The organism is Streptomyces sp. NPDC003016, from assembly GCF_053591455.1.
Genome location: NZ_JBSFTV010000005.1, coordinates 73531 through 97462 on the forward strand (window position 1 = coordinate 73531; position 23932 = coordinate 97462).

19 protein-coding genes and 1 pseudogene are annotated in these 23932 nt (G+C 71.6%); 18 read left to right on the forward strand and 2 right to left on the reverse strand.

The genetic code is table 11. The annotated features are described in order from the left end of the window. Positions 1-162: 162 nt before the first annotated feature. The 6 genes from rsmA (at position 163) to ACWDZ4_RS05700 (ending at position 8687) form a co-directional block, all read left to right on the forward strand. Positions 163-1056 (forward strand): 16S rRNA (adenine(1518)-N(6)/adenine(1519)-N(6))-dimethyltransferase RsmA, encoded by an 894-nt coding sequence (rsmA, locus tag ACWDZ4_RS05675; protein ID WP_451507167.1) that lies wholly within the window; start codon positions 163-165, stop codon positions 1054-1056. After that, positions 1053-1952, forward strand: a complete 900-nt coding sequence (locus ACWDZ4_RS05680) for a 4-(cytidine 5'-diphospho)-2-C-methyl-D-erythritol kinase (protein ID WP_451507168.1) — start codon at positions 1053-1055, stop codon at positions 1950-1952. Before rsmA ends, ACWDZ4_RS05680 begins: the two co-directional genes overlap by 4 nt. An 89-nt stretch (positions 1953-2041) precedes the next feature. Next, positions 2042-3841, forward strand: a complete 1800-nt coding sequence (locus tag ACWDZ4_RS05685; protein WP_451507169.1) for an ABC-F family ATP-binding cassette domain-containing protein — start codon at positions 2042-2044, stop codon at positions 3839-3841. A 229-nt stretch (positions 3842-4070) separates the two neighbouring features. Next, positions 4071-5906: an outer membrane protein assembly factor BamB family protein gene (locus tag ACWDZ4_RS05690; protein WP_451507170.1), complete on the forward strand. Its 1836-nt coding sequence runs from the start codon at positions 4071-4073 to the stop codon at positions 5904-5906. Positions 5907-5977: 71 nt separating this feature from the next. Further along, entirely contained in the window at positions 5978-7732 is a 1755-nt protein-coding gene (locus tag ACWDZ4_RS05695; protein WP_451507171.1) for an outer membrane protein assembly factor BamB family protein, read from the forward strand. A gap of 280 nt (positions 7733-8012) precedes the next feature. Next, positions 8013-8687, forward strand: coding sequence for a helix-turn-helix transcriptional regulator (locus ACWDZ4_RS05700; protein WP_451507302.1), 675 nt, complete (start codon positions 8013-8015; stop codon positions 8685-8687). An 821-nt stretch (positions 8688-9508) separates the two neighbouring features. Here ACWDZ4_RS05700 and ACWDZ4_RS05705 read toward each other — a convergent pair. Then, positions 9509-12370 (reverse strand): AfsR/SARP family transcriptional regulator, encoded by a 2862-nt coding sequence (locus ACWDZ4_RS05705; RefSeq protein WP_451507172.1) that lies wholly within the window; start codon positions 12368-12370, stop codon positions 9509-9511. 271 nt (positions 12371-12641) lie between these two features. Between ACWDZ4_RS05705 and ACWDZ4_RS05710 the strand changes: the two genes are divergently transcribed. From ACWDZ4_RS05710 to ACWDZ4_RS05735, 6 genes and pseudogenes are all read left to right on the forward strand, one after another. Then, complete coding sequence (locus tag ACWDZ4_RS05710; RefSeq protein ID WP_451507173.1) at positions 12642-13178, forward strand: hypothetical protein; 537 nt, start codon at positions 12642-12644, stop codon at positions 13176-13178. 477 nt (positions 13179-13655) lie between these two features. Continuing rightward, positions 13656-13817: pseudogene (locus ACWDZ4_RS05715) on the forward strand (transposase); the annotation flags it as partial. A gap of 405 nt (positions 13818-14222) precedes the next feature. Then, positions 14223-15293 (forward strand): galactose-1-phosphate uridylyltransferase, encoded by a 1071-nt coding sequence (galT, locus tag ACWDZ4_RS05720; RefSeq protein WP_451507174.1) that lies wholly within the window; start codon positions 14223-14225, stop codon positions 15291-15293. After that, positions 15290-16258 (forward strand): UDP-glucose 4-epimerase GalE, encoded by a 969-nt coding sequence (galE, locus tag ACWDZ4_RS05725; RefSeq protein WP_451507175.1) that lies wholly within the window; start codon positions 15290-15292, stop codon positions 16256-16258. The genes galT and galE overlap by 4 nt, the downstream gene beginning before the upstream one ends. Then, positions 16255-17442, forward strand: coding sequence for a galactokinase (gene galK / locus ACWDZ4_RS05730; protein ID WP_451507176.1), 1188 nt, complete (start codon positions 16255-16257; stop codon positions 17440-17442). The genes galE and galK overlap by 4 nt, the downstream gene beginning before the upstream one ends. A gap of 328 nt (positions 17443-17770) precedes the next feature. Further along, positions 17771-18538 carry a LuxR C-terminal-related transcriptional regulator gene (locus ACWDZ4_RS05735; protein WP_451507177.1) on the forward strand — a complete coding sequence of 256 codons (768 nt, stop codon included), beginning with the start codon at positions 17771-17773 and terminating at the stop codon, positions 18536-18538. Here the strand turns inward: ACWDZ4_RS05735 and ACWDZ4_RS05740 are convergent. Further along, a complete protein-coding gene (locus ACWDZ4_RS05740) occupies positions 18497-18994 on the reverse strand; it encodes a MarR family winged helix-turn-helix transcriptional regulator (RefSeq protein WP_138907813.1) in 498 nt (165 codons plus the stop codon). The two genes, ACWDZ4_RS05735 and ACWDZ4_RS05740, sit on opposite strands and share 42 nt — an antisense overlap. 88 nt (positions 18995-19082) lie before the next feature. Between ACWDZ4_RS05740 and ACWDZ4_RS05745 the strand changes: the two genes are divergently transcribed. The 6 genes from ACWDZ4_RS05745 (at position 19083) to ACWDZ4_RS05770 (ending at position 23883) form a co-directional block, all read left to right on the forward strand. Further along, on the forward strand, positions 19083-19937 hold the full coding sequence (locus ACWDZ4_RS05745; protein WP_451507178.1) for a trans-aconitate 2-methyltransferase: 855 nt from the start codon (positions 19083-19085) through the stop codon (positions 19935-19937). An 80-nt stretch (positions 19938-20017) separates the two neighbouring features. Beyond that, positions 20018-20203 (forward strand): hypothetical protein, encoded by a 186-nt coding sequence (locus tag ACWDZ4_RS05750; RefSeq protein ID WP_451507179.1) that lies wholly within the window; start codon positions 20018-20020, stop codon positions 20201-20203. Then, positions 20203-20919 carry a hypothetical protein gene (locus ACWDZ4_RS05755; protein WP_451507180.1) on the forward strand — a complete coding sequence of 239 codons (717 nt, stop codon included), beginning with the start codon at positions 20203-20205 and terminating at the stop codon, positions 20917-20919. Before ACWDZ4_RS05750 ends, ACWDZ4_RS05755 begins: the two co-directional genes overlap by 1 nt. Further along, a complete protein-coding gene (locus ACWDZ4_RS05760) occupies positions 20916-21899 on the forward strand; it encodes a DUF6895 family protein (RefSeq protein ID WP_451507181.1) in 984 nt (327 codons plus the stop codon). Before ACWDZ4_RS05755 ends, ACWDZ4_RS05760 begins: the two co-directional genes overlap by 4 nt. Beyond that, the gene (locus ACWDZ4_RS05765) at positions 21896-22822 is read left to right on the forward strand and encodes a DUF6895 family protein (protein WP_451507182.1); all 927 of its coding nucleotides are present in this window, start codon (positions 21896-21898) and stop codon (positions 22820-22822) included. Before ACWDZ4_RS05760 ends, ACWDZ4_RS05765 begins: the two co-directional genes overlap by 4 nt. After that, on the forward strand, positions 22822-23883 hold the full coding sequence (locus ACWDZ4_RS05770) for a serine hydrolase domain-containing protein (RefSeq protein ID WP_451507183.1): 1062 nt from the start codon (positions 22822-22824) through the stop codon (positions 23881-23883). Before ACWDZ4_RS05765 ends, ACWDZ4_RS05770 begins: the two co-directional genes overlap by 1 nt. The last annotated feature ends 49 nt before the right edge of the window (positions 23884-23932 follow it).

Below are 23932 nucleotides of genomic sequence, written 5' to 3' on the forward strand. Positions count from 1 at the left end.
GGCGCCGAACGTTCGGGTACGGGGCCTTGTCCGGGCGTGTCGCGTGCGACGCCCTGCGGGGAGCGCCCCGGCACGTCCCCTCCCGGCACCCCGGTGTGCGAAGCGGCGCGGGGGCGGACCACGCGGGACGAGGCCGGTGCCGGGGGCCTTTACGCTTGAGCGGTGAGCAGCACTGAGCCTTCCGAGACGCCTCCCGAGCCCCTGCACGACCTGCTGGGCCCCGCCGACATCCGGGAACTGGCGGCGTCGCTCGGCGTACGCCCGACCAAGCAGCGCGGCCAGAACTTCGTCATCGACGCCAATACCGTCCGCCGGATCGTGCGGACGGCCGGCGTGCGGCCCGACGACGTGGTGGTCGAGGTCGGGCCCGGTCTCGGCTCGCTGACCCTCGCGCTGCTGGAGGCCGCCGAGCGGGTGGTCGCCGTGGAGATCGACGACGTGCTCGCCTCCGCGCTGCCGGCGACGATCGCGGCGCGGATGCCGGAGCGGGCCGAGCGGTTCGCCCTGGTGCACTCCGACGCGATGCAGGTGACGGAGTTGCCGGGGCCCGCTCCCACGGCGCTGGTCGCGAATCTTCCGTACAACGTCGCGGTCCCCGTGCTGCTCACCATGCTGGAGCGCTTCCCGAGCATCGAGCGCACGCTGGTCATGGTCCAGGCGGAGGTCGCGGACCGGCTCGCGGCCCGGCCGGGCAACAAGGTGTACGGCGTTCCGTCGGTGAAGGCCTGCTGGTACGCCGACGTCAAGCGGGCCGGGTCGATCGGGCGGAACGTCTTCTGGCCCGCCCCGAACGTGGACTCCGGGCTGGTGTCGCTGGTGCGGAGAAGCGAGCCGGTCAAGACCTCGGCTTCGAAGGCGGAGGTCTTCGCCGTGGTCGACGCGGCCTTCGCACAGCGCCGCAAGACGCTGCGGGCCGCGCTTGCGGGCTGGGCGGGATCGGCTCCGGCGGCGGAGGCCGCGCTGGTCGCGGCCGGGGTCTCGCCGCAGGCCCGGGGCGAGTCGCTGACGGTGGAGGAGTTCGCCCGTATCGCGGAGCACAAGGGAGCGGCGGCATGACGGTCACGGTCCGGGTGCCCGCGAAGGTCAACGTCCAGCTGGCGGTGGGCGGGGCGCGCCCCGACGGGTTCCACGACCTGGCGAACGTCTTCCTGGCGGTCGGGCTGTACGACGAGGTCACGGTCACGCCGGCGGATTCGCTGCGTGTCACCTGCTCGGGGCCGGACGCGGACCAGGTCCCCCTGGACCGTACGAACCTGGCGGCCCGGGCGGCGATCGCGCTGGCCGCGCGGCACGGTGTGTCGCCCGACGTGCACATTCACATCGACAAGGACATCCCCGTCGCGGGCGGCATGGCGGGGGGCAGCGCGGACGGCGCGGGCGCGCTGCTGGCGTGCGACAGGCTGTGGGGTACGGGGTCCTCCCTGCCCGAGTTGCTGGCCGTCTGCGCGGAACTGGGGAGTGACGTGCCGTTCAGTCTGGTGGGCGGGGCGGCGCTGGGGACGGGGCGCGGCGAGAACCTGACGCCTCTTGAGGTGGGCGGGATGTTCCACTGGGTGTTCGCGGTGGCGGACGGCGGACTGTCGACGCCGGCGGTGTACGGCGAGTTCGACCGCCTGACGGCGGGCACCGAGGTCCCGCCCCCGGTGGCGTCCCCGGTGCTCCTGGACGCCCTGCGCACGGGCGACGCGACGGCCCTGGCGGGCGCGCTGGTGAACGACCTCCAGCCCGCCGCCCTGTCCCTGCGCCCCTCCCTCGCCGCCACCCTGGCCGCGGGCACGGAGGCGGGCGCCCTGGCGGCCCTGGTCTCGGGCTCGGGGCCGACGACGGCGTTCCTGACGAAGGACGCGGAGTCGGCGGAGTCGGTGGCCGCCGCCCTCACCGCCTCGGGCACCTGCCGCACGGCGCGGGTGGCCCGGTCGCCGGCGCCGGGCGCGACGGTGACCTGCGCCTGAGCAGCCCGGAACCGGGCAGTCGTCGGCAGGGCGCCGGGGGCGACTACGCTTGAGCGTCTGTCCCTTTCCTGTCCCTGGAGTGCGCACTCGTGGCCGTCAACCTTGTCAATGTCGAGGCCGTCAGCAAGGTCTACGGCACCCGTGCCCTGCTCGACGGCGTGTCCCTCGGCGTTTCGGAGGGCGACCGGATCGGTGTCGTCGGCCGCAACGGCGACGGCAAGACGACCCTCATCCGCATGCTGGCCAAGCTGGAGGAGGCCGACGCCGGCCGCATCACGCACAGCGGCGGCCTGCGTCTGGGCGTCCTCACGCAGCACGATTCGCTCGACCCCGCCGCGACCGTCCGCCACGAGATCATCGGCGACCTCGCCGACCACGAGTGGGCGGGCAACGCCAGGATCCGCGACGTACTGACCGGCCTCTTCGGCGGGCTGAGCCTGCCGGGCTTCGAGCACGGGCTGGAGACGGTCATCGGTCCGCTCTCCGGTGGTGAGCGCCGGCGCATCGCCCTCGCCAAGCTGCTCATCGACGAGCAGGACCTGCTGGTCCTCGACGAGCCGACCAACCACCTCGACGTCGAGGGCATCGCCTGGCTCGCCCAGCACCTCCAGGCCCGCCGCTCCGCGCTCGTCTGCGTCACGCACGACCGCTGGTTCCTCGACCAGGTCTGCACCCGCATGTGGGACGTGCAGCGCGGCGCCGTCCACGAGTACGAGGGCGGTTACTCGGATTACGTGTTCGCGCGCGCCGAGCGCGAGCGCATCGCGGCGACCGAGGAGACCAAGCGCCAGAACCTGGTCCGCAAGGAGCTGGCGTGGCTGCGCCGCGGCGCTCCCGCCCGTACGTCGAAGCCGCGCTTCCGCGTCGAGGCGGCCAACGAGCTGATCGCCGACGTGCCGCCGCCGCGCGACACCTCCGAACTGATGAAGTTCGCCAACTCGCGGCTCGGCAAGACCGTCTTCGACCTCGAGGACGTCACCGTCCAGGCCGGGCCCAAGACGCTGCTCCAGCATCTGACGTGGCAGCTCGGTCCCGGCGACCGTGTCGGCCTCGTCGGCGTGAACGGCGCGGGCAAGACGTCACTGCTGCGGGTGCTGGCCGAGGCCGCGCGCACGCAGGGCGACGTCCAGCCCGCCGAGGGCAAGGTCGTCGTGGGCAGGACCGTGAAGCTCGCGTACCTCTCCCAGGAGGTCGGCGAGCTCGACCCCGGCCTGCGGGTCCTGGAGGCCGTCCAGCGCGTACGCGACCGGGTGGACCTGGGCAAGGGCCGCGAGATGACGGCGGGTCAGCTGTGCGAGCAGTTCGGGTTCACCAAGGAGAAGCAGTGGACTCCGGTCGGCGACCTGTCCGGTGGTGAGCGGCGGCGGCTGCAGATCCTGCGGCTGCTGATGGACGAGCCGAACGTGCTGTTCCTCGACGAGCCGACCAACGATCTCGACATCGAGACGCTCACGCAGCTCGAGGACCTGCTCGACGGCTGGCCCGGATCGCTGATCGTCATCTCCCACGACCGGTTCTTCATCGAGCGGACCACGGACAAGGTGTACGCGCTGCTGGGCGACCGGACGCTGCGGAACCTGCCGCGCGGCCTCGACGAGTACCTGGAGCGCAGGCGGCAGATGATCGAGGCCGCGGGCCCGGTGCCCGCTGCCGCCGCCCCCGCCAGGAAGAAGGCGTCCGGCGACGCCCGCGCGGCCCAGAAGGAGATGCAGAAGATCGAGCGGCAGCTCGGCAAGCTCTCCGACAAGGAGACGAAGCTGCACGCCCAAATCGCGGACAACGCGACCGACTTCGAGAAGGTCGCCCTGTTCGACGCCGAACTGCGGGAGCTCGTCACCGCGCGTGACGAGCTGGAGATGCGGTGGATGGAACTCGCGGAGGACGCGTAGTCCATACGTAAAGCTGAATAACGAGCGCGTCACGGGCCGGTCCTCCCTTGGGAACAGGGGCGGACCGGACCCTCGTCGGGAGGGGTCCGGGTGATAGAAAGAAGCCCCGCTCGACTGACGTAGATCTGCGGGGCTCAAGTCCGATTCGCTCCGTTCCGAAGGGATTACGCCGCCGGAATTGCGGGGGAGGCCGAACGGGCGGCGGTCTCGTGTGAAGAGGTAAGCGCTGATGTCTCAGCCGCCCAACCAGCCGCCGCAGGGCGGCTTCGGAGCCCCCCAGGACCCCCGGCAGCAGCCGCCCCAGCCCCCGGCCCAGCCGCCGCAGGCGCCCCCGGCCCCGCCCGGTCCGCCGGGCGCCCCGCCGCAGCAGCCCCCGGCCCCGCCCGGGTACGGCTACCCGCAGGCCCCGCCGCCGGGGTACGGCTACCCGGGCCAGGAGCCCGGCCAGCCCGGCCAGGCGGGACCGTACGGCCAGCAGCCCGGCCCCTACGGCCAGCCGCAGCCCGGACCGTACGGCCAGCCGCAGCCCGGACCGTACGGCCAGCCGCAGCCGGGTCCCTACGGCGGCTACCCCGGCGCACCCGCCCCGGGCAACGGCGGCAACGGCGGCCCCTTCAAGGGCAGGCCCGCGGTCATCATCGGCGCGGCCCTCGCCGCGGTCCTCGTCGTCGGCGGCGGTGTCTACCTCGCCACCAGCGGTGACGGCGGTGGCAGGAAGAAGCCCGTCGCGGGCGGAAGCAAGGACGCCGGGACGGGCGGCCTGCCCTCCGGGGACACCGGCTCCGCCGACGGCGGCTCCGCCGGCGGCCGCGACGCCGACGACGACCTCAACGGCGGGCGCCAGTCGGGCGAGGCCAAGGTCATGTGGCTGCAGAAGAACGACGTGGACCTGCCGCGCAACGGCGCGGACGTGCTCGGCCCGTGGTTCACCGACAACGGCCTCGTCGTCAAGGCCATGTACAAGAAGGTCGCGGCCTACGACACCAGCGACGGCAAGGAGAAGTGGAGTCTTCCGCTCCCCACGCAGCTCTGCGCGGCGCCCAGCAGGGCCGCCGACGACGACAGGATCGTCTTCGGTGTCAAGAGCGACACCACCGAGCGGGCCAAGTGCAGCAAGCTCCAGATGGTCGACCTCAAGACCGGCAAGGCGGGCTGGACGGCCGAGGTGAAGAAGGAAGGGGCGTTCGACCTCCTCTCCGACATCACGGTCGCGATCAGCGGCAACACCGTCACCGCCGGCCGCACCGGCCACTCCACCGCCTTCAGCATGACGGACGGCAAGAAGCTCTGGGGCAAGCTGCCCGGTGAGTGCCAGCCGTACGCCTTCACCAGCAGCGCCAAGCTGATCGCCGCCGCGGCCTGCTCCACCGGTGAGGCCGCCAAGAACCACCAGCGCATCCAGGAGCACGACTCCGCCACCGGCAAGGTGAAGTGGTCGTACCCGCTGGCCGAGGGCTGGGAGGTCGACCGGGTCTACTCCGTCTCCCCGCTCGTCGTGTCCGCGACGCACCGCGAGAAGAAGAGCTGGAGCGTCATCTCCCTGACGGACAGCGGCAAGCTGCGCTCGGAGATCGACGGCGGCAAGGACAAGTTCCAGCCGAAGTGCGGCGGCACGTTCGTCATCTTCGGCAAGAACCTCGAAGGATGCACCGGCGTCGCCGCAGACGAGGACACCTTCTACATGGTGACCGCGGACAAGACGAGCGGCCTCAACCGCACCAACGAGGTCGTCGCGTTCAGCCTCGACACCGGCAAGCCCAAGTGGCGTTCCTCCCCGGGCGCCGACCGCACGATGACGCCGCTGCGGATGGAGGGCGGTGACCTCGTGGTCCACATCGACGGCTCGTACGACAGGGGCGGCGCGGTCGCGACCATCCCGGCGTCGGGCGGCAAGCCGAAGGTGGTGCTCCAGAACCCGAGGTCGACGGCCTCGATCGAGAACGCCTTCTTCGCTCCGGAGATCGCCTACGAAGGCGGTCAGCTCTACGTCGTCAACTCCCGCGTCAGCGCCAGCAACGACAAGGAGGAGAAGGAGCAGAAGACCATGATGGTCTTCGGCAAGTGACGGCACGTGACTGAGTTCCGGGTCCACGTTCTCGACGTCTTCACCCCCCCTTCTCCAGAGGTACGTACGCCATGACGCAGCCACCGCCCCCGCCCCCGCCGCCCAACGAGCCCCCGCAGGGCGGGTTCGGCGCCCCGACCCCGCCGCCCCCGGAGGGCTTCGGCGCTCCGGCACAGCCCGGGTACGGCTACCCGCAGACGCCGCCGGGACCGCCCGCCCAGCCCCAGCCCGGGTACGGCTACCCGGCCCAGCCCGGCCAGCAGCCCGGGTACGGCTACCCGGGTCAGCCGGGTCAGCCCAACCCGTACGGCCAGCAGCCGCCGTACGGCCAGCAGCAGCCGCCGTACGGCTATCCCCAGGGTCCGCCCCCGCAGGGCGCGGGCGGCGGCAAGAAGATCAGCACCGCGACGACGATCGTCGTCGCGGCGGTCGTCGCGGTGGCGCTGATCGTCGGCTTGGGCGTCTGGTACGCGTCCGGCAGCGACGAGGGCGGCAAGGACGACCCGGCCCGGAGCTCCTCCGCGGGCGCGTCCGGCGGAGGGGGCGGTGACGGCAAGCCCGCGCCCGACGGCGCCGGCAAGGAGGAGAAGCCGGCCGACACCGACGCCCGGCTCCTCTTCCGGCTGCCCGCCCCGGAGGTGAAGGAGTCGGTCGCCGGTGTCAACGGCTCCTGGATCACCGACGACGCGTACGTCAAGAGCGGCCTCAACGAGGTCGTGGCCCACGACCTCGACAAGGGCACGGAACTGTGGACGATCCCGCTCCCCGGCGAGGTCTGCGCGGCGTCGCCCCACGTCACCGAGGACAACAGGACCGCGATCCTCTTCGCGGGGCCGATGCCGGCGGGCAAGACGTACTCGCCCTGCACCGAGGTCGGGGTGATCGACCTCGCCGAGGGCAAACTGGTGTGGCAGAAGTCGGTCGAGGCGGGTGACCAGAAGATCGCCTTCAGCGAGGTCACGGTCGGCGGCGACGCGGTCGGCGCCGGCGGTACCGGCGGCGGCGCCGCCTTCGACGTCGCCACCGGCAAGCTCCGCTGGCAGCCGGACGACAACGCCGAACAGTGCCGCGACGTCGGGTACGCGGGCGGCGAGGCGCTCGCCACGGTGCGCAGCTGCGGTTCGATCAGCGCTCCCCAGCTCTCCGTCCAGTACCTGAACCCGAAGGACGGCACGCCGCTCGCCACGTACAAGATGCCCAGCGGCGTGGACCGGGCGAGCATCGTCTCCACCAAGCCGCTGGTCGCCGCCGCCGACGTCGGTGACACGGCGGGCGACGGCAGTGGTGTCACCGACTTCTTCTCGATCGACGAGAAGACCGGCAAGCTGCGCGCCAGGATCGCGGCCGACGCCCAGAAGTACGCGCCGAGGTGCCGGGACACCGAGGGGTGCACCAAGGTCGTCGTCGGCAACGACAGGATCTACGTGCCGACCGAGGAGCACGAGGGCAGCGGGGTGGGCGTCCGTACCAACGAGATCGTCTCCTTCGACCTCGCGACCGGCAAGCCCACCAGCGACCGGGCCGACGCGGGCGAGCGCTACACGCTGCACCCGATCCGCATGGACGGCGGCAACATCATCGCGTACAAGTCGCCGCCCTACGACAAGGGCGGCCAGGTCGTGAGCCTCGACGGCGGTTCCATGAAGGAGACGCTGTTGCTGGAGATCCCGGTCGGTGACGCGGTCCGCGATGTGGTGACCAGCTTCGGTGTGGATTCCGCGCACTACCGCTACGCCGACGGCCGGCTGTTCATGGGGGCGCGCCTCATGAGCCAGCAGCGCGACGGTTTCAAGCGCTACCTGGCGGCCGGCTTCGGCACCGGCTGACGCGCCCGGCGCGCTCGACACTCCTGGCGCGCTCGACGCTCCGGACGTGCTCGACGCGTCCGACGCACAGGTCACAACGGCCCCGGCAGTGGTTCGTCGCCACTGCCGGGGCCGTCCCTTGTCACACACCGACCGGCAAGTAGTCCTGAATCGCCAGGAATTCGGCAATCCGGGGGGCTTCTTACCGGTAAGGGGCGCGCAACGTCGGACAAGCGTGTAGCTTGCCGGGTCAGGAGGCCGGGGGGCCAGCTTCAGGGGCAGGGGTATGGGGGATTCGTCGATGGGCGTGCGGCTCATGGTGGTCGACGACCACCGACTGCTCGCCGAGGCGCTCGCCTCGGCACTCAAACTGCGCGGGCACCGGGTGCTGGCGGCGACCGCTCCGACGTCCGGGGCGGCGGCGGAACTGGTCGTCAGCAGGGCGCCCGAGGTGTGCCTGTTCGGTACGGCGGCCCCCGCCGGACCGGGGGTCTTCGACCCGATCGCCCACATCAAGCGCGAACGGCCGCAGGTGGCCGTTCTGGTCCTCGGCCCGGTGCCCAGCCCGCGCGGCATCGCCGCGGCCTTCGCCGCCGGGGCGTCCGGTTACGTACGCCATGACGAGCGCATCGAAGGCGTCGAGCGCGCCATGGTGAAGGCGCGGGCGGGGGAGGCGGCGGTGGCGCCGCAGCTGCTCCAGAGCGCCTTCGCCGAGCTGCTCAACCCGGCGGCGCTCCCCGACGACGAGGGCCGGCGGCTGCTCCAGATGCTGACGCCGCGCGAGGCCGAGGTCCTGGTGCGGGTGGCGGACGGCGAGGACACCCGGCTGATCGCGGCCGGCATGGGCATCGCGCCGAGCACCGCCCGTACGCACGTCCAGCGGGTCCTGATGAAGCTCGGCGTCGGCTCGCGGCTGGAGGCGGCGGCGCTCGCTGCGCGCACGGGGCTGCTGGACCGGGCGGTGCTGGACCGCTGACGGCGGGTGGGGCGCCGGACGGCGCCGGTGTAGGGAGCGTGACTTCGTGAGCACTGGCTCCTGCGGAAACGCCGGATTCCGCGTCTCATGAGCAGCACTCGTATGGGGGGACCGTGAGCAGAATCGCCCGCTGGGCTCTGGCGGTAGTCACTGCCAGTAGTGGGCCCTGGGTTCGCGGGCCGCGAGGGGGTGTGTTGTTCATGTTCTGCGCGGGAAGCTCGGGGTCAGGGTGAGCTTCGATAGTCGCGACGATCACCGGTTGCCCAAACCGGCGATCGTCGGCTGTGTTGCGGCCGGGATCAGGGGAGAGCAGCCCGGTCAGGAGGTCTCGACCCTCCAGCCCTCAACGTTGTTATGGCTGCGGTCCAGTAGCGCGTGCACAACATGACCGCGGTGGTGCTTGAAGATCGCGAATCCCACGGTCGTCTTTGGCTTCTTCAGACACCTGTTGAGGGAGGTTCGGGGGATGCTGAGCCTGAGTGCAGCCGCGCGGCGGGGGCGACCAGCCAGATCGCCCGCCTCAAGCAGGTCGTCGTCGTACTCCGCCCGGGACACGCAGACTGCCACCCAGGACGCAGAACTGCGGTGCCTGCGGAAGCAGTTCGAAGGCGGCATCGTACGACGGCTGGCCACGCCAGGCTCACCGCCTTCGGTTCGTGCAGCTGATCAGCGCCCGGCTGGCGCGTCGCCGGGCCGGGCGGTCAGTGAGCTATGACGGTCCCGCCCCGGTCCGCCACCCATGCCATGCAGATCGTGACCATGGTGCAGAGAGCGTAGCCGCAGCGGATGCCCCGGGAGTTGATGTCTTCTCCAGGGCACCATCAAGGGGCGGCGGACCTGCGTGCGGGAGGCAGGGCAGGCCATTGGTCTGCCGCTCGGATGCGGTGGTGCAGGGTGGCGGCGTCGGCGTCCAGTCCCCGGTCGGCGTAAATGGAAGCGGCTTCCTGCCAGCAGTCGATTGCCTCGTTCACGCGTCCGAGGGCGTGCAGCGAGGTGGCGAGGACGGTGAGAGGCCCGGCGAGGGTTTCTTCATGGCTGCCCAGGGACGCGCGGCCGAGTGCGATGGCGCGTCGGCAGTGAACGATCGCCGTGTCGTGGTCGCCGATGCCCTGCCATCCCACGGCGATGGCCGCGAGAGCGCATGCTTCGCCGTCCGTGTCGCCGAGCTGGTGGCGCAGTGCCGCGCTGCGTGTGCCGCAGTCGATGGCCTGCTGGTGATTGCCGAGATCGGAATGGAGTGTGGCGAGGTGCCCTTCCGCCACCGCTTCCCACCGGCCGGTGTCGAATCCTCTGCTGAGCTCGCGGGCTTCCTCGAAGTGGTGCTGCGCTTCGACGAAGCGGGTCTGCTGACGCAGTAGCTGGCCGAGTTCGATGCGGGCGGCGATCTGGACGTGGACGTTGCCGGCGTCCTGGGCGAGCCGGCAAGCGCAAGTGAGGTCCGCCTGCGCGTCGGGGTGCCGCAAGTGCGCCAGCGCCTCTCCGCGGGCGAGTAGGGCGTTCGCTTCGTGGACGGTCCGACCGGACCGCCGTGCCGCGTGCAGACCCGCGCTGGCAGTATCGACGCGTTCCTCCCAGCCGCCCATGAGCACGAGGAAGCCGAGAGCGTCGATGAGGTACAGGGCGTAGTCATCCATGGTGCGGTCCACTGCGTGGTACAGAGCGGCGATCAGGTTGGCGCGTTCGTCGGTGAACCAGGCCCAGGCAGCATCGCGGTCGGCCAAGGGCAGGGGGTGGTCGGGCTCTGCGACGGTCGTCACCACGCGTGTGTTGGTCGGGTAGAGCTGGCGGTCGGCGGTGTGAGCGGTGTGGCTGTACCAGGTGAGCATGGCGTCGAGGGCGTCGCGCCGCTGATCCTCGGTGTCGTGCTCACCGGACAATTCTTCCGCGTAGGCGCGCAGGAGGTCGTGGAAACGGTATCGGTCGTGCGCGAGGGGTTCGATGAGGTGTGCGTCGGCCAGCGCGTTGAGCAGTTGCCGTGTCTGGCGTGGTGGCCGATGCGCGAGGGCCGCGGCCGCGGGTGTCGAGATGTCCGGGCCCGGGTGCAGGCCCAGACGCCGGAACAGGTTCGCCTGCCCGATGGTCAGCTGATCGTAGGACCAGGCGAGTACGCTGCGGACCGCCGCGTAGGGGTCTCGGCCCCAACTTAGGGCGTCGAGCTTGGAGTTCTCGTCGGCGAGCTCGCCGACGATGTCGGCGACGGAGACGTTTTCGTACGCAGCTGCGCGCCCCGCGGCGATCCGCAGCGCCAGAGGCAGCCGCGCGCACAGCTGGATGAGGTTCTCCACTGCGGCGGGTTCCGCCTGGGCTCGGGAAGGACCGATGACGCCGACGACCAAGTCCAGCGCCTCGGACGGGGTGAGCACGTCGAGGGTGAGCCGCTGCGCGGCTTCGGTGACCACCAGGCCGGTCAGGCTGTCACGGCTGGTCACCACCACCATGCAGCCAGGTGCTCCGGGCAGCAGCGGCCGGACCTGCTCGGCGCTATGGGCGTTGTCCAGCACGATCAGCATGCGCCGTCCCGCCACGAGTGTGCGGAAGAGTCCCGAGCGGGCGCCGGTCCCAGCAGGTACCGCCGCCGGGTGTACGCCGAGCGCGACCAGGAAGTCGTCGAGAATCTCGTCCGGATGCGCGGGCTTGCCGGGACCGTAACCGCGAAGATTCGTGTGGAGTGTGCCGTCGGGGAACCGGTCCTGGACGCGGTGGGCCCAGTGCACCGCGAGCGTTGTCTTGCCTACTCCGCCCGAGCCGTCGAGTGCGGAGATCACCACGGCCTGCCCCGCGACCGGCGGTAGCAGGGCGTCGAGCGCGTCCAGGTGATCAGCCCGGCCAACGAAGTCTCGGACTGCTTGCGGAAGTTGACGTGGCACTGATGGGGCGAGGGACCCCGGCTGTCTCATGGCGGGCATGCGGTAGACACCCTGAGTGCGATGGTCCGGGCGGGACCTGGGTTGTTCACCGCGCAGGATCTGCTCATGCAGGCGCCGCACATCCGGCCCAGGGTCGACTCCGAGTTCTTCGGCGAGGCGGGTTCTGAGGCGATGGAAGACGTGCAGCGCGTCCGCGCGTCGTCCGCAGTGGACCAGCGCCTCCATCGACAGCATATGCAGGGTCTCGCGCAGTGGATGGTCATGCACGAGATCTGCCAGGTCATCGGCGACCTCGTGGTGCTCGCCCAGTTCCAGCTGCCATGTGACAGACAGCTCCAGCGCGCTGAGTCGCTGCTCGTCCAGCCGTGCGGCGGATCTGGTCAGCGCTGCGGTGCCTAAACCCTCAAGCGCGGTCCCGCGCCAGAGGTCCAGTGCTGTTCGGATCTCCGCGACTGCCTGATGCAGCCTTCTCTCCGCTGCGTGGCGACGGCTCTCGGCGACCCCAGCGGCGAACCGGAGCGAGTCGAGGTCCTGTTCCCCAACGCGGATCAGGTAGCCGGTGTCCTCGGTACGGATGAGCCGCTGCGCGGTATCGCCCAACCGCTCACGCAGCACCGACACCGAGTTCTGCACCTGCTTCACAGCAGTCACGGGCGGCTCGTCATCCCAGGTCATGTCCGCGAGCCTGGACAGCGGCACCACCGAGTTCGGTGCCAGCAGCAAAGCGGCCAGAACCCGCTGCCGCCGCGCTCCCGGCACCAGTAACCGTTCCTGGCCCGTCCGGACCTCAAGCGTGCCCAGTACGCGAAAGTCCATCCCCCGAACCGCCCCCGTCACCCAAAGTAACCCGTCGGAGCATAACGTGCGCGGAACTGATCCCTCAACGCCGGCGGTGACGCGGTGATGACGACATGGTGACGGCACACGAGAAGGTCATCGACATCGCCACCCAGTCCCGGTCGCCGGGGCAAGGGCACGCCGCCCCTGCCCCGCACGACCCCGGCCGGTGGTCGATCGCCGGTCAGGCGAGGAAGGAAGCGAGATTCCTCTTTCTCGCACGGAGCATCAACACAGAGGACGGAAAACAATGAGAAAGCTCATCGGCAGTCTGTTCGTCATCAGCACCGTGCTGATCGCGACACCGGCTTCGGCCTCACCGCGGACGGAACCCACACCGACGGCCTCGACCGGGCCGTACTGCTCGACAAGCCTGAGCACAGGCCGATCCGCCTGCTTCGAGAGCGAAGCCGCCCTGAAGCAGCATGTGTCGGCGTCAGCAGAGCTGGATCTGGTCTACCTCTACAACTGGTACAACTTCCAGACGGGAGGTGGCTACAAGATCCTGACCGGCAGCCACGCCTGTTCGGCGGACACCAACACGGTGGAGTACTACGACGGCAACCTCGGCGACAACGCCTGGTATCCCAACGGGTTGAACATGAACGACACCATCACGTCCGTCAAGACCGCGAGCCGGTGCGACATCAAGTTCTTCGAGGGGACGAACTTCACCGGAGCCTCCACCACGTACATCAACCAGTGCTCCTTCCTCGGCGGAGGAGGAACAGGCGACTGCCCGGCCGGCAACTGGAACGACAGGGCCAGTTCCTACACCATCAGCTGACAACCGGGCGCGCGACACGGGCCCCTCACAGTTGGAGCCCTACGCCCCGGCCCTGACCTCCACTGATGGCGTCTCCAACTGACTCATGCGGTGCCCCCGCCGCTGGCGGTGATGCCCGAAACCCTGAAACGTTCCGGGCATCACCGTCCCCATCAGGCTGCGCCAACCACCATCAACGAGCCGCCGCTGGCTGCTCACTGGGCTGCATCTCCGGGCGCATACAGAAGATCATCGACAGCCATCAACTGACCGCCACCGAACGTCACCGTTGCTCATGATCACGCGGAAGTGCTCGCGAAACTGCGGAACTTACAGCATGGGTTCGCTGCGCGGGGCCCTTTTCTCCTCTCCGTCCCGCCCCTTCCCGAACCGGGTCGCTGCCCCGGACCCCGGCCCGTCCCGTACCTCCAGCCCTACGGGTGTCTGAGGACACGCCCGTGGAGCCGAACTGGCCAATAGCCTCCCAACAGCCTCGAAGGCGTCTCCTCCCGGTACCTGCGCAAGAAGTACGGCACGTACGTACGCCGCTGCCTGTGGGGCGGACGCTTCTGGTGCGGCTGCTCCTTCGCAGGCTCCTGCGGCGGCGCACCGCTGACCGGCGTACGCCAGTACATCGAGAGCCGGCAACGCCCAGCATGAACCTGCCCGGCCCGGAGGCGCGGCGAACTCCGGCGCTTCGCGCCTCCGGGCCAAGGACGTCCTCCACTGTCCGCCCTCGGGGGCGGAGCGCCGGGCGGGGGCGGAGAGGCAGGGCGGGGTCGGAGGCAGATCGCCGGAATCGTGCAGCCGGGCCCGTGGGCGGGGAGCCGAAGCCCTTCGGCCAGGCAGCGCACGGGGGCCTGCTCCCTCTCCGCCGAGCGAACGGATCGGAGGATCGGAACGGAACCTACGCGTCCGGGGTGAAAGTGAATACTTTTGGTGGTGTTCTTTGTTCGATCGTGAGGGAACGGTCGGGCGGAATCCGGGGGAGGGTGTTGACTGTGCTGTTCTCTCATGGTTGTTTGTGTTCGGTTGTGTTGGGTGGATGTGATGAGGAGCCTGCGTGTGAAGAAGACGTCGACCCGGCTGGCCGACGGCCGGGAGCTGCTCTACTACGACTCCCGTGACGACGCCGTGCGCGATGCCGTCGATCAGCGGCCCCTCGACCCGATCGCGACCACCTCGCAGGTCCGCCGCGACCCGCTGCTCGGGGACTCTGTCGCCGTCGCCTCGCACCGCCAGGGCCGCACCTACCACCCGCCCGCCGACGAATGCCCGCTCTGCCCGTCGCGCGGCGGCCGGCACAGCGAGATCCCGGCCGCCGAGTACGACGTGGCCGTCTTCGAGAACCGCTTCCCCTCACTGGCCGGGGACGCGGGACGCTGCGAGGTGGTCTGCTTCACCTCCGACCACGACGCGTCCTTCGCCGCCCTCACCGAGGAGCAGGCCGGCCTCGTCCTGGAGGCGTGGACCGACCGGACGGCGGAGCTGGCCGAGCTGCCGCAGGTGCGGCAGGTGTTCTGCTTCGAGAACCGGGGCGCGGAGATCGGCGTCACCCTCGGCCATCCGCACGGCCAGATCTACGCCTACCCCTTCGTCACCCCGCGCACGGCCCTGATGCTGCGCTCGACGGCCGCGCACCTGGCCCGGACCGGCCAGAACCTCTTCGACGACATCGTGGCGCGCGAGCGCGCCGAGGGCACCCGGGTGGTGCTGGAGGGCGAGCACTGGGTGGCCTTCGTGCCGTACGCCGCGCACTGGCCGTACGAGGTGCACCTCTACCCGAAGCGGCGCGTGCCCGACCTGCGGGCCCTCGACGACGGCGCGCGCACAGAGTTCCCACAGATCTATCTGGAACTGTTGCGCAGGTTCGACCGGATCTTCGGCCCCGGCGAGCCGCCGACGCCGTACATCTCCGCCTGGCACCAGGCGCCGTTCGGCGACGTGGGCGATGTGGACGGCGCGGAGGGGCTCGGCCGACACGAGTTCGGACTCCACCTCGAGCTTTTCACCATCCGACGTACTTCGGGCAAGCTGAAGTTCCTCGCGGGTTCCGAGTCCGGCATGAATGTGTTCATCAACGATGTGCCGCCGGAGGCCGCGGCAGCGCGACTGCGAGAGGTAGCGAGCGAGTGAAGCAGAAGTACCTGGTCACGGGCGGTGCGGGATATGTGGGCAGCGTGGTCGCGGCCCATCTTCTGGAAGCCGGTCACGAGGTGACCGTCCTCGACGACCTCTCCACCGGCTTCCGGGAGGGCGTCCCGGACGGCGCCGCCTTCGTCGAGGGCCGCGTCCAGGACGCCGCGCGCTGGCTGGACCCGTCCTACGACGGCGTCCTGCACTTCGCCGCGTTCTCGCAGGTCGGCGAGTCCGTCGTCGACCCCGAGAAGTACTGGACGAACAACGTCGGCGGGACGGTGGCGCTGCTCGCCGCGATGCGCGGCGCGGGCGTGCGCAAACTGGTCTTCTCCTCGACGGCGGCGACGTACGGGGAACCGGTCTCCACGCCCGTCACGGAGAGCGCGGCGACCGCGCCGACCAATCCGTACGGCGCCTCCAAGCTCGCCGTCGACCACATGATCAGCGGCGAGAGCGCCGCCCACGGGCTCGCCGCGGTCTCGCTGCGCTACTTCAACGTCGCGGGCGCCTACGGGGCGTACGGCGAGCGGCACGACCCGGAGTCCCACCTCATCCCGCTCGTCCTCCAGGTCGCGCAGGGCCGGCGCGAGGCGATCTCGGTGTACGGCGACGACTACCCGACCCCCGACGGCACCTGCGTCCGCGACTACATCCACGTCGCCGACCTCGCCGAGGCGCACCTGCTGGCGCTGGGCGCGGCCGAGCCGGGGTCCCACCTGATCTGCAACCTCGGCAACGGCAACGGCTTCTCGGTCCGCGAGGTCGTGGAGACCGTACGCAAGGTCACGGGACACCCCGTCCCCGAGGTCATGGCGCCCCGCCGGGCCGGCGACCCGGCGGTGCTCGTCGCGTCCGCCGACGCGGCGCGCGAGAAGCTCGGCTGGATCCCGTCCCGCGCGGACCTCGCGGGCATCGTCGCGGACGCGTGGGCGTTCGCCCGCCGGGAGGAGCAGGACGTATGACCGCCACCACGACCACCGGGACCACCACGGCCGCCGTCGCCGAGGCCGTCGCCGGTACCTTCGCCGAGCTGTACGGCGCCGGGCCCGACGGGGTCTGGGCGGCCCCCGGCCGCGTCAACCTCATCGGCGAGTACACCGACTTCAACGACGGCTTCGTGATGCCGCTCGCCCTGCCGCACACGGCGGTCGCCGCGGTCGCCCGCCGCGACGACGGCGTACTGCGCCTGCACTCGGCGGACGTCGACGGCGGTGTCGTCCGGCTCCGCCTCGACGAGCTGGCCCCGCTGTCGGACGGCGGCTGGGCGGCGTACCCGGCGGGCGTGGTGTGGGCGCTGCGCGAGGCCGGGCACCGGGTGCCCGGCGCCGACCTGCACCTGACGTCGACCGTCCCCACCGGCGCGGGCCTGTCCTCGTCGGCGGCGCTGGAGGTCGTCACCGCGCTCGCCCTCAACGACCTGTACGCACTCGGGCTCAGCCGCCCGGAACTGGCGCGCATCGCGCAGCGCGCGGAGAACGACTTCGTCGGCGTGCCCTGCGGGATCATGGACCAGACGGCGTCGGCGTGCGCGGTCGAGGGCCACGTGCTGCACCTCGACTGCCGCTCGCTGTCGATCCGGCAGGTCCCCTTCGACCTCGCCGCGCACGGCCTGTCGCTGCTGGTCGTCGACACCCGGGTGAAGCACGCCCTCGGCGACGGCGCGTACGCCGCGCGGCGGGCGGGGTGCGAGGAGGGCGCGCGGGTGCTCGGGGTGAGCCACCTGCGGGACGTGCCGTACGCGGACCTGGACGAGGCGCTGGGGCGGCTGGAGGACGAGACGGTACGGCGCTACGTCCGGCACATCGTGTCGGACGACCACCGGGTCGTCCGGATCGCGCAGCTGCTGGCGGACGGTGACGTGCGGGCGGCCGGGCCGCTGCTGACGGAGGGCCACGCCTCGCTCCGCGAGGACCTGCGGGTGTCGTGCGACGAGCTGGACCTGGTCGTGGAGTCGGCGGTCGCGGCGGGCGCGCTGGGGGCGCGGATGACGGGGGGCGGGTTCGGCGGCTCGGCGGTGGTCCTGGTGGAGTCGGCGGCGGCGGACCAGGTCACCCGGGCCGTCGAGGCGGCCTTCGCGGCGCACGGGTTCGCCTCGCCCCGGGTCTTCCCGGCGGTCCCGTCCCGGGGGGCGCACCGCGTCGCCTGAGCCGGCCGCGGCATTTCCTGTCGTCTTCTGTTGCCTTCTGTCTCCCTGCTGAACAGGAGACACACCTCAACCACACCGGCCGACCAGTTCTGCGAATCGCCTCCGGCTTCCCGCCCTCCGCCGTACGCTGAAACAGAGCGCCGGTGGGGGCCGGTGCTTGATCAGGGGCGAGACAGTCGGGTACGTCGTCCGGGACGGGCAGGGGCAGATGCGCGGCGGCGGCCGTGCGTCCGGACCGTCCGCTTCCCCGGGCGCCGTACCCGCATGTGGTCCGCCTCCCCGGGGGTCCAGGGGGGACACTTCGGCACAACGCGGCATGGGGGTGTCTGTGGCTCGTATCCGGGTACTGGTGGTGGACGATCACCGCATCTTCGCCGAGTCGCTCGCCGCGGCCCTCGCCGCCGAGCCCGACGTGGACGTCTCCGCGGCCGGCAGCGGCCCGGCCGCGCTGCGCTGCCTGGAGCGGGCGGGGGCGGAGGGCCGCGGGTTCGACGTCATGCTCGTCGACGCCGACCTCGGCGCCACCACCGCGGTGACGGCCCGCGCCGTGCGCGTGCCGGAGCCGGGCGGGGACACGCCGGTGGACGGCATCTCCCTGGTGGCGGGCGTCCGTACCGGCCGTCCGTCCGTCCGTACGGTCGTGCTCGCCGAGAAGGACGACCCGCACCGCGCCGCCCTCGCCCTCCAGGCCGGGGCCTCGGGCTGGGTCGCCAAGGACTGCTCGCTGCAGCGCCTGCTGGCCGTCGTCCGCGGCGTACTGCGCGAAGAGACGCATCTGCCGGCCGCGCTCCTGACGGGCGTGCTGCGGGAGTTGACCGCCGCCCGCAAGCACCGCACCGAGAGCGAGCGGCTCGTCGAGTCGCTGACGCCGCGCGAGCGCGAGGTGCTGCGGTGCATGGTGGCCGGGCTGGGCCGCAAGGCGGTGGCGGAACGTCTCTTCCTCTCTCCGCACACCGTGCGCACCCACATGCAGAACGTGCTGGGGAAGCTGGGGGTGCACTCGACGCTCGCCGCGGTCGCGCTGGCGCGCCGGGCGGGGGTCGGGCCGGTGGACCTAGCCGGGGATGTTGTCGAACGGGGCGGTCAACTGGCGTAGCAGACCGGCCAGTTCGCCGCGCTGCGTGCGCGAGAGCTCGCTGAGGATGGCCCGCTCCTGCGCGAGCAGGCCGGCGAGCGCCTGGTCGGCCCGGTCGCGCCCCTCCGCGGTGAGCCGCACCAGTACGCCGCGGCGGTCGCTCGGATCGGGCAGCCGCTCGACGAGGCCCTTCTTGGCGAGCCGGTCGATGCGGTTGGTCATGGTGCCGGAGGTGACCAGGGTCTGGGTCAGCAGCTGGCCCGGCGAGAGCTGGTACGGGTCGCCGGCGCGCCGCAGCGACGTCAGCACGTCGAACTCCCACGGCTCCAACTGGTGCTCGGAGAAGGCTATGCGGCGGGCGCGGTCGAGGTGGCGGGCCAGCCTGGAGACACGGCTGAGGACCTCGAGTGGTTCCACGTCGAGGTCGGGGCGCTCGCGGCGCCATGCAGCGACCAGTCGGTCGACCTCGTCCTCCATGACGATCAGTGTAGTTGGTCTGTCGACATGAAGTCTCTTGGGGTCGAGAATCTTGACATCGAGAGAAAAGGTCCGCGAGGCTGCCGTCATGACCGTACGACCGACCTGGGACCCGGACCAGTACCTCCGGCACGCCGGCCACCGCACCCGGCCCTTCCTCGACCTCCTCGCCCGCGTCGGCCCCGGACCCGGCCCCGGCGCTGGAACCGGCGATGGATCCGACCCCGGACCCGGCGCCGGGCCCGCCCGCATCGCCGACCTCGGCTGCGGCGCGGGCAACGTCACCGCGCTGCTGGCGGACCGCTGGCCCGCCGCCCGCGTCACGGGCTACGACAACTCCCCGCAGATGCTGGAGCGGGCCCGGCGGTACGCGGGGCCGCGCCTCGACTTCGTCCACGCCGACGCCGCCACCTGGGAGCCCGGGGGCGCACCGTACGACCTGATCGTCTCGAACGCCCTCCTCCAGTGGGTCCCGGGCCACGCCGACCGCTTCCCGGTCTGGCTGGACGCCCTCACCCCCGGCGGCACCTTCGCCTTCCAGGTCCCCGGCAACTTCACCGCCCCCAGCCACACGATCCTGGCGGCCCTGCGCGACTCCCCGCGCTGGCGCTCCCGCCTGCGCGGGGCGGGCGACCGCGCGGCGGCCGTCCTCGAACCCGGCGCGTACCTCACCCGTCTCGTCGCGCTGGGCTGCGAGGCCGACGTGTGGGAGACGACGTACCTTCAGATCCTCCACGGCGAGGACCCGGTCCTGGACTGGGTGAAGGGCACGGCCCTGCGCCCGGTCCTCACCGCCCTCGCCGACGACCCCGAGGCGGGCGAGGCGTTCGTCGCGGAGTACGCCAGGGCCCTGCGCACCGCCTATCCGGCGGGCCCGCACGGCACGGTGTTTCCGTTCCGGCGCGTCTTCGCCGTCGCCAGGAGGGCGGGACGCCCGCGCTGACCTTGCCCTTTTTCTACCGTTTGCGAGCAATTGGAGCCCATGTAAAGCTGGTTATACCGCCTCAACAAGGAGATGGTCGCATGATTACGGACCGCACTTCCCGCGCCGAGACGGCCGCTCTGACCGCCGAGGTCGAGGGGTTGCTGGACTCAGCCGAACCCGAGGGATTCTTCCGCGACACGCGTGAGTGTGGCGCCATACTTCTGCTCGCCGGGTCGCTCAAGAGCTCACCGCCGACCCCCCGTCCGAAGAAGGAATCCCGTTAATGGCGGATGCGTTGGCCGAGCAGACAGGAGCGGGAGCAGCCCCGCTGAGCGCTGTGATCGCTGATGCCGCAACAGGAGTCGTCCTCGCCCTCCGGGGCGAGGGCGACCCCTATGCGCTCTCCCGCCTCCTGCGGCAGGGCGACGCGCTGGCGTCGGCCGCGATCCGGGTGCTGGGCGCCGACGCGCTCGCGCCGTACGCGCTGGACCACCGGGCGACGCCGGGTGGCGCGGACGACGAGGCGGTGGTACGGGAGGCGCTGACGGCGTACCCGCCGGGACCTGACGCGTCGGAGGTCACGGTGTGGAGCTACCGGGGACTGGTCGAGGCGTCGCACGCCTTCCTGCCCGGTGGCGCGGACCACTGGCCGCAGGCGCCGCGGGCCGGATCGGCCTGGGTGACCGACGACCCCTGGCCCAAGTTCTCCCACCGGACGTCACAGCTGGCCGCGCTCGCACTCCCGGGAATCGCGACGGACCTGGCCGGCCGGCTGGCGCCGCGCACCGACGACCTGGCCCGTGGTTTCGTCCGGGCGGTGCGCCGCAGGGACTGGCTCCAAGCCGCCGGCCTCGGGCGCTGGCTGGCCCGGCTGGGGCAGGTGCCGCCGACTCTCGGCCTCGACAACGGGCTGGCGTTCGTACGGCACATGAGCGACGGAGACGCCCGGGTGGCGCTCCATCTCGCGGCAGCGCGGCAGTTCTACGGGCGGAGTGGATGACCGGCTCCACGGCCGCCCCGGCGCTGCTGCTCGACCGCATGGTCGGTGACAGCCTGGGGTGGCTGGACCGGGCGCGCGCGCACTTCCGGCTGCTTCCGGACGTCACGACCGACGCCGACCCCGATCTGTCCCTCAAGCCCCTCGGAGAACTGGCCGAACTGACGCACCTGATCAGGACGTCACATCCGCGCGCCGACCTGCGCTCGGTGGCGGACGGACTGTTCGCCTTCGCCTGGAGCGAGACCCGCGACGGGAAACTGTTCGCCGAACTGATCCGCGGCGAGCCGCATGCGACGTATCCGGTGGAGATCTACGGGGTCTTCGCACAGGCCGGGCTGCGCGACACCGCCGTGGACGAGCTGCTGACGACGACAACAGGGCTGCGCAACTGGCGGATCGCCCGCGGGGACCACACCCGGACGCTCTCCGTCCTCAACGCCGAGCAGCGCATCGGTCTGCGCCGGCACGCCGATTTCCAGGCGGTGCTGGAACTGACCGGCCTCGGCCTGACGCCGGAACCGTGGACGCTGGACCGCGAGGCGGCGTACGGCCTGACCCATGACGTCTTCCACCTCACCGACTGGGGCCGCGCCCGCGGGCGGCTGCCTCGGCCGCTCGCCGGCTATCTGCGGCTGTGGCTCCCCGCCTGGCTGGAGAGCTGGCTGGACGAGGAAATGTGGGACCTGGCGGGTGAGTTGCTGGCCGTGACGGCCTGTCTGCCCGCCGCTCCGTACGATCCGGTGGCCTGGCAGCGGCTGGCCGAAGCGCAGGCACCGGACGGCGGCGTGCCCGTGATGGGCGCCGCGCCGCCCGAGGGCGACCGCGCCGGGGCGTTCGCGGCCTGCTACCACGCCACCCTGGTGACCGCCTTCGCCGCCACCCTTGCCCGTATCGCCCTGGACGAGAGCGCGGCCGCACCGGGCGAGACCGTGACGACGACCGCCGGGCGGCAGTTCCACGAAGACGAGGTGGCCCCATGACCGTCACATCCGCAGCCGCTTCCCCCGCGCTGCTGCACGGCATCGGCGACCGGGCTCTGGCCTGGCTCGACGACCACCGTGAGCACTTCCGGCTGACCCCCGAGGACCGGGCCACCAGCAGAGGTGTCATCGAACGGCTCAAGCCCATCGGTGAGTTGTCGATCAACCTGCGGGTGCTCTTCCGGGAGGGCGTGGCGGGCTCGCACCAGCACGCCCGCGCCGGGCACCTGCTGGACTTCGCCTGGCGGGAACTGCTCGACGGCGGCAATGTGCTGGCCGCCTTCCAGCACGAAGAGCCGTTCTCCTCCGTACCTCTGGAAATCTATTCGACCTTCCACGAGCTGGGTTTCCGTCACCCGGGACTGGATTCGGCCGTGGAGGCCAGCCGCCGCACCCTCACCTGGTCGGCGCTGGAGATGGTGCCCAACCGGCGGCTCGGCGTGATCAATTCCGAACGCCAGACGGGCCTGGTGCCGAGGGAGGACTTCGACCGGGCCCTGAGCCGCACCTGGCTGGGACGGCTGCCCGAACCGTGGACCGTGCAGTACCACATCGCGTACGACATCACGCACACCGTCTTCCACCTCACCAACTGGGGCGAGAATCCGGACGGCATTCCCCCGGACATCGCCTCCTATCTCGCGCTGTACCTGCCCGCGTGGCTCGAGGACTGGGCGGACCTCGAACACTGGGACCTGCTCGGCGAACTCCTCTTCGTCGACACGTGCCTGCCGCGGCCCGTACTGGACGCGGAGATCTGGGAGCGGTACGCCGCCGCGCAGTCCGACACCGGGGCGATGCCCCTCCACCACGGCATGCCGGACGGCGACGCGGCGGAGGTCTTCGACATCGTCCACCACCCCACCCTGGTCGCCGCGTTCGTCTCCGCGATGGCCGTCTCCCGTGCGATGTCCGCCGCGTGATGAGCACGCTCGCACCCGCCGCCAGGACGCCCGTCACCCCGCTCGCGGTCCGCCTCGCGGACACGCTCACCGCGATCCGCGCCCCGGACGTCGTGCTCGCCGTCACCCGCCACGGCCGGCGGACCACCGTCACCGGTGGCACCGGGCCCGCCCCGGCCGTGCCGCGCCACGCGCTGCGCTACGAACTCGGTTCGATCACCAAGACCTTCACCGTGCTGCTCCTCGCCCACCTCGCCCGCTCCGGCGTCCTGCACCTCGACGACCCGCTCGCCGCCCACCTGCCCCAACTGCCCCTGCGCCACCCCGACTCGCGCCGTATCACCCTGCGCCACCTGGCCACCCACACCGCGGGACTGCCCCGCATCCCCGTTGGCCTGAAGCCCCGTGCCCTGCTGCGTCCGCACGTCGACGGCTACGCCACGTACGACGCCGAAGACCTCCTGCGCGCCTTCGCCCGCACCCGGCCCCGCCACCGCCCCGGCACCCGCTGGCACTACTCCAACTTCGGGGTGGCCCTGCTCGGCCCCGCCATGGCCCATGCCACCGGCACCGACTGCCCCACCCTGCTCACCCGCCACGTGACGCACCCCCTCGGCCTGACCGGCACCACCCTCGGCCCCGGCGACCCCGCCACCACCGCGACCGGCCACCGCGCGGACGGCACCACCCCGGTCCCCGGCATCGGCATGGGCCCCTTCCTCGCCGCGGGCGCCGCCCGCTCCACCCCCGCCGACCTGCTCACGTACCTCGAAGCACACCTCGACCCCGAGCGAGCGCCCGTGCCCCTGCGCCTGCCCCTGCGCGACGTCCAGGTCCCGCAGCTGCGCCGCGGCCTGCGCCACCGCAACACCCACACACTGACCTGGTACCACCACCCGGCCCCCGGCGGGCCGCTGCTCTTCCACAGCGGAGAGACCTTCGGCCAGCAGGCGTTCCTCGGCTTCCACCCGGCCTCCGCGACCGGCGTCGCCGCCCTCGTCACCCGTCCGGGCCGCGGCTCCCGCCTGGTGAACACCGCCTACGAGCTGCTGTACGCCCTCGCCGCCGACCCGGCGGTGTGAGTGCGCGTCCCGTTGGGGACGTGACCACGTCCGACGCGGGCTCAGGCGT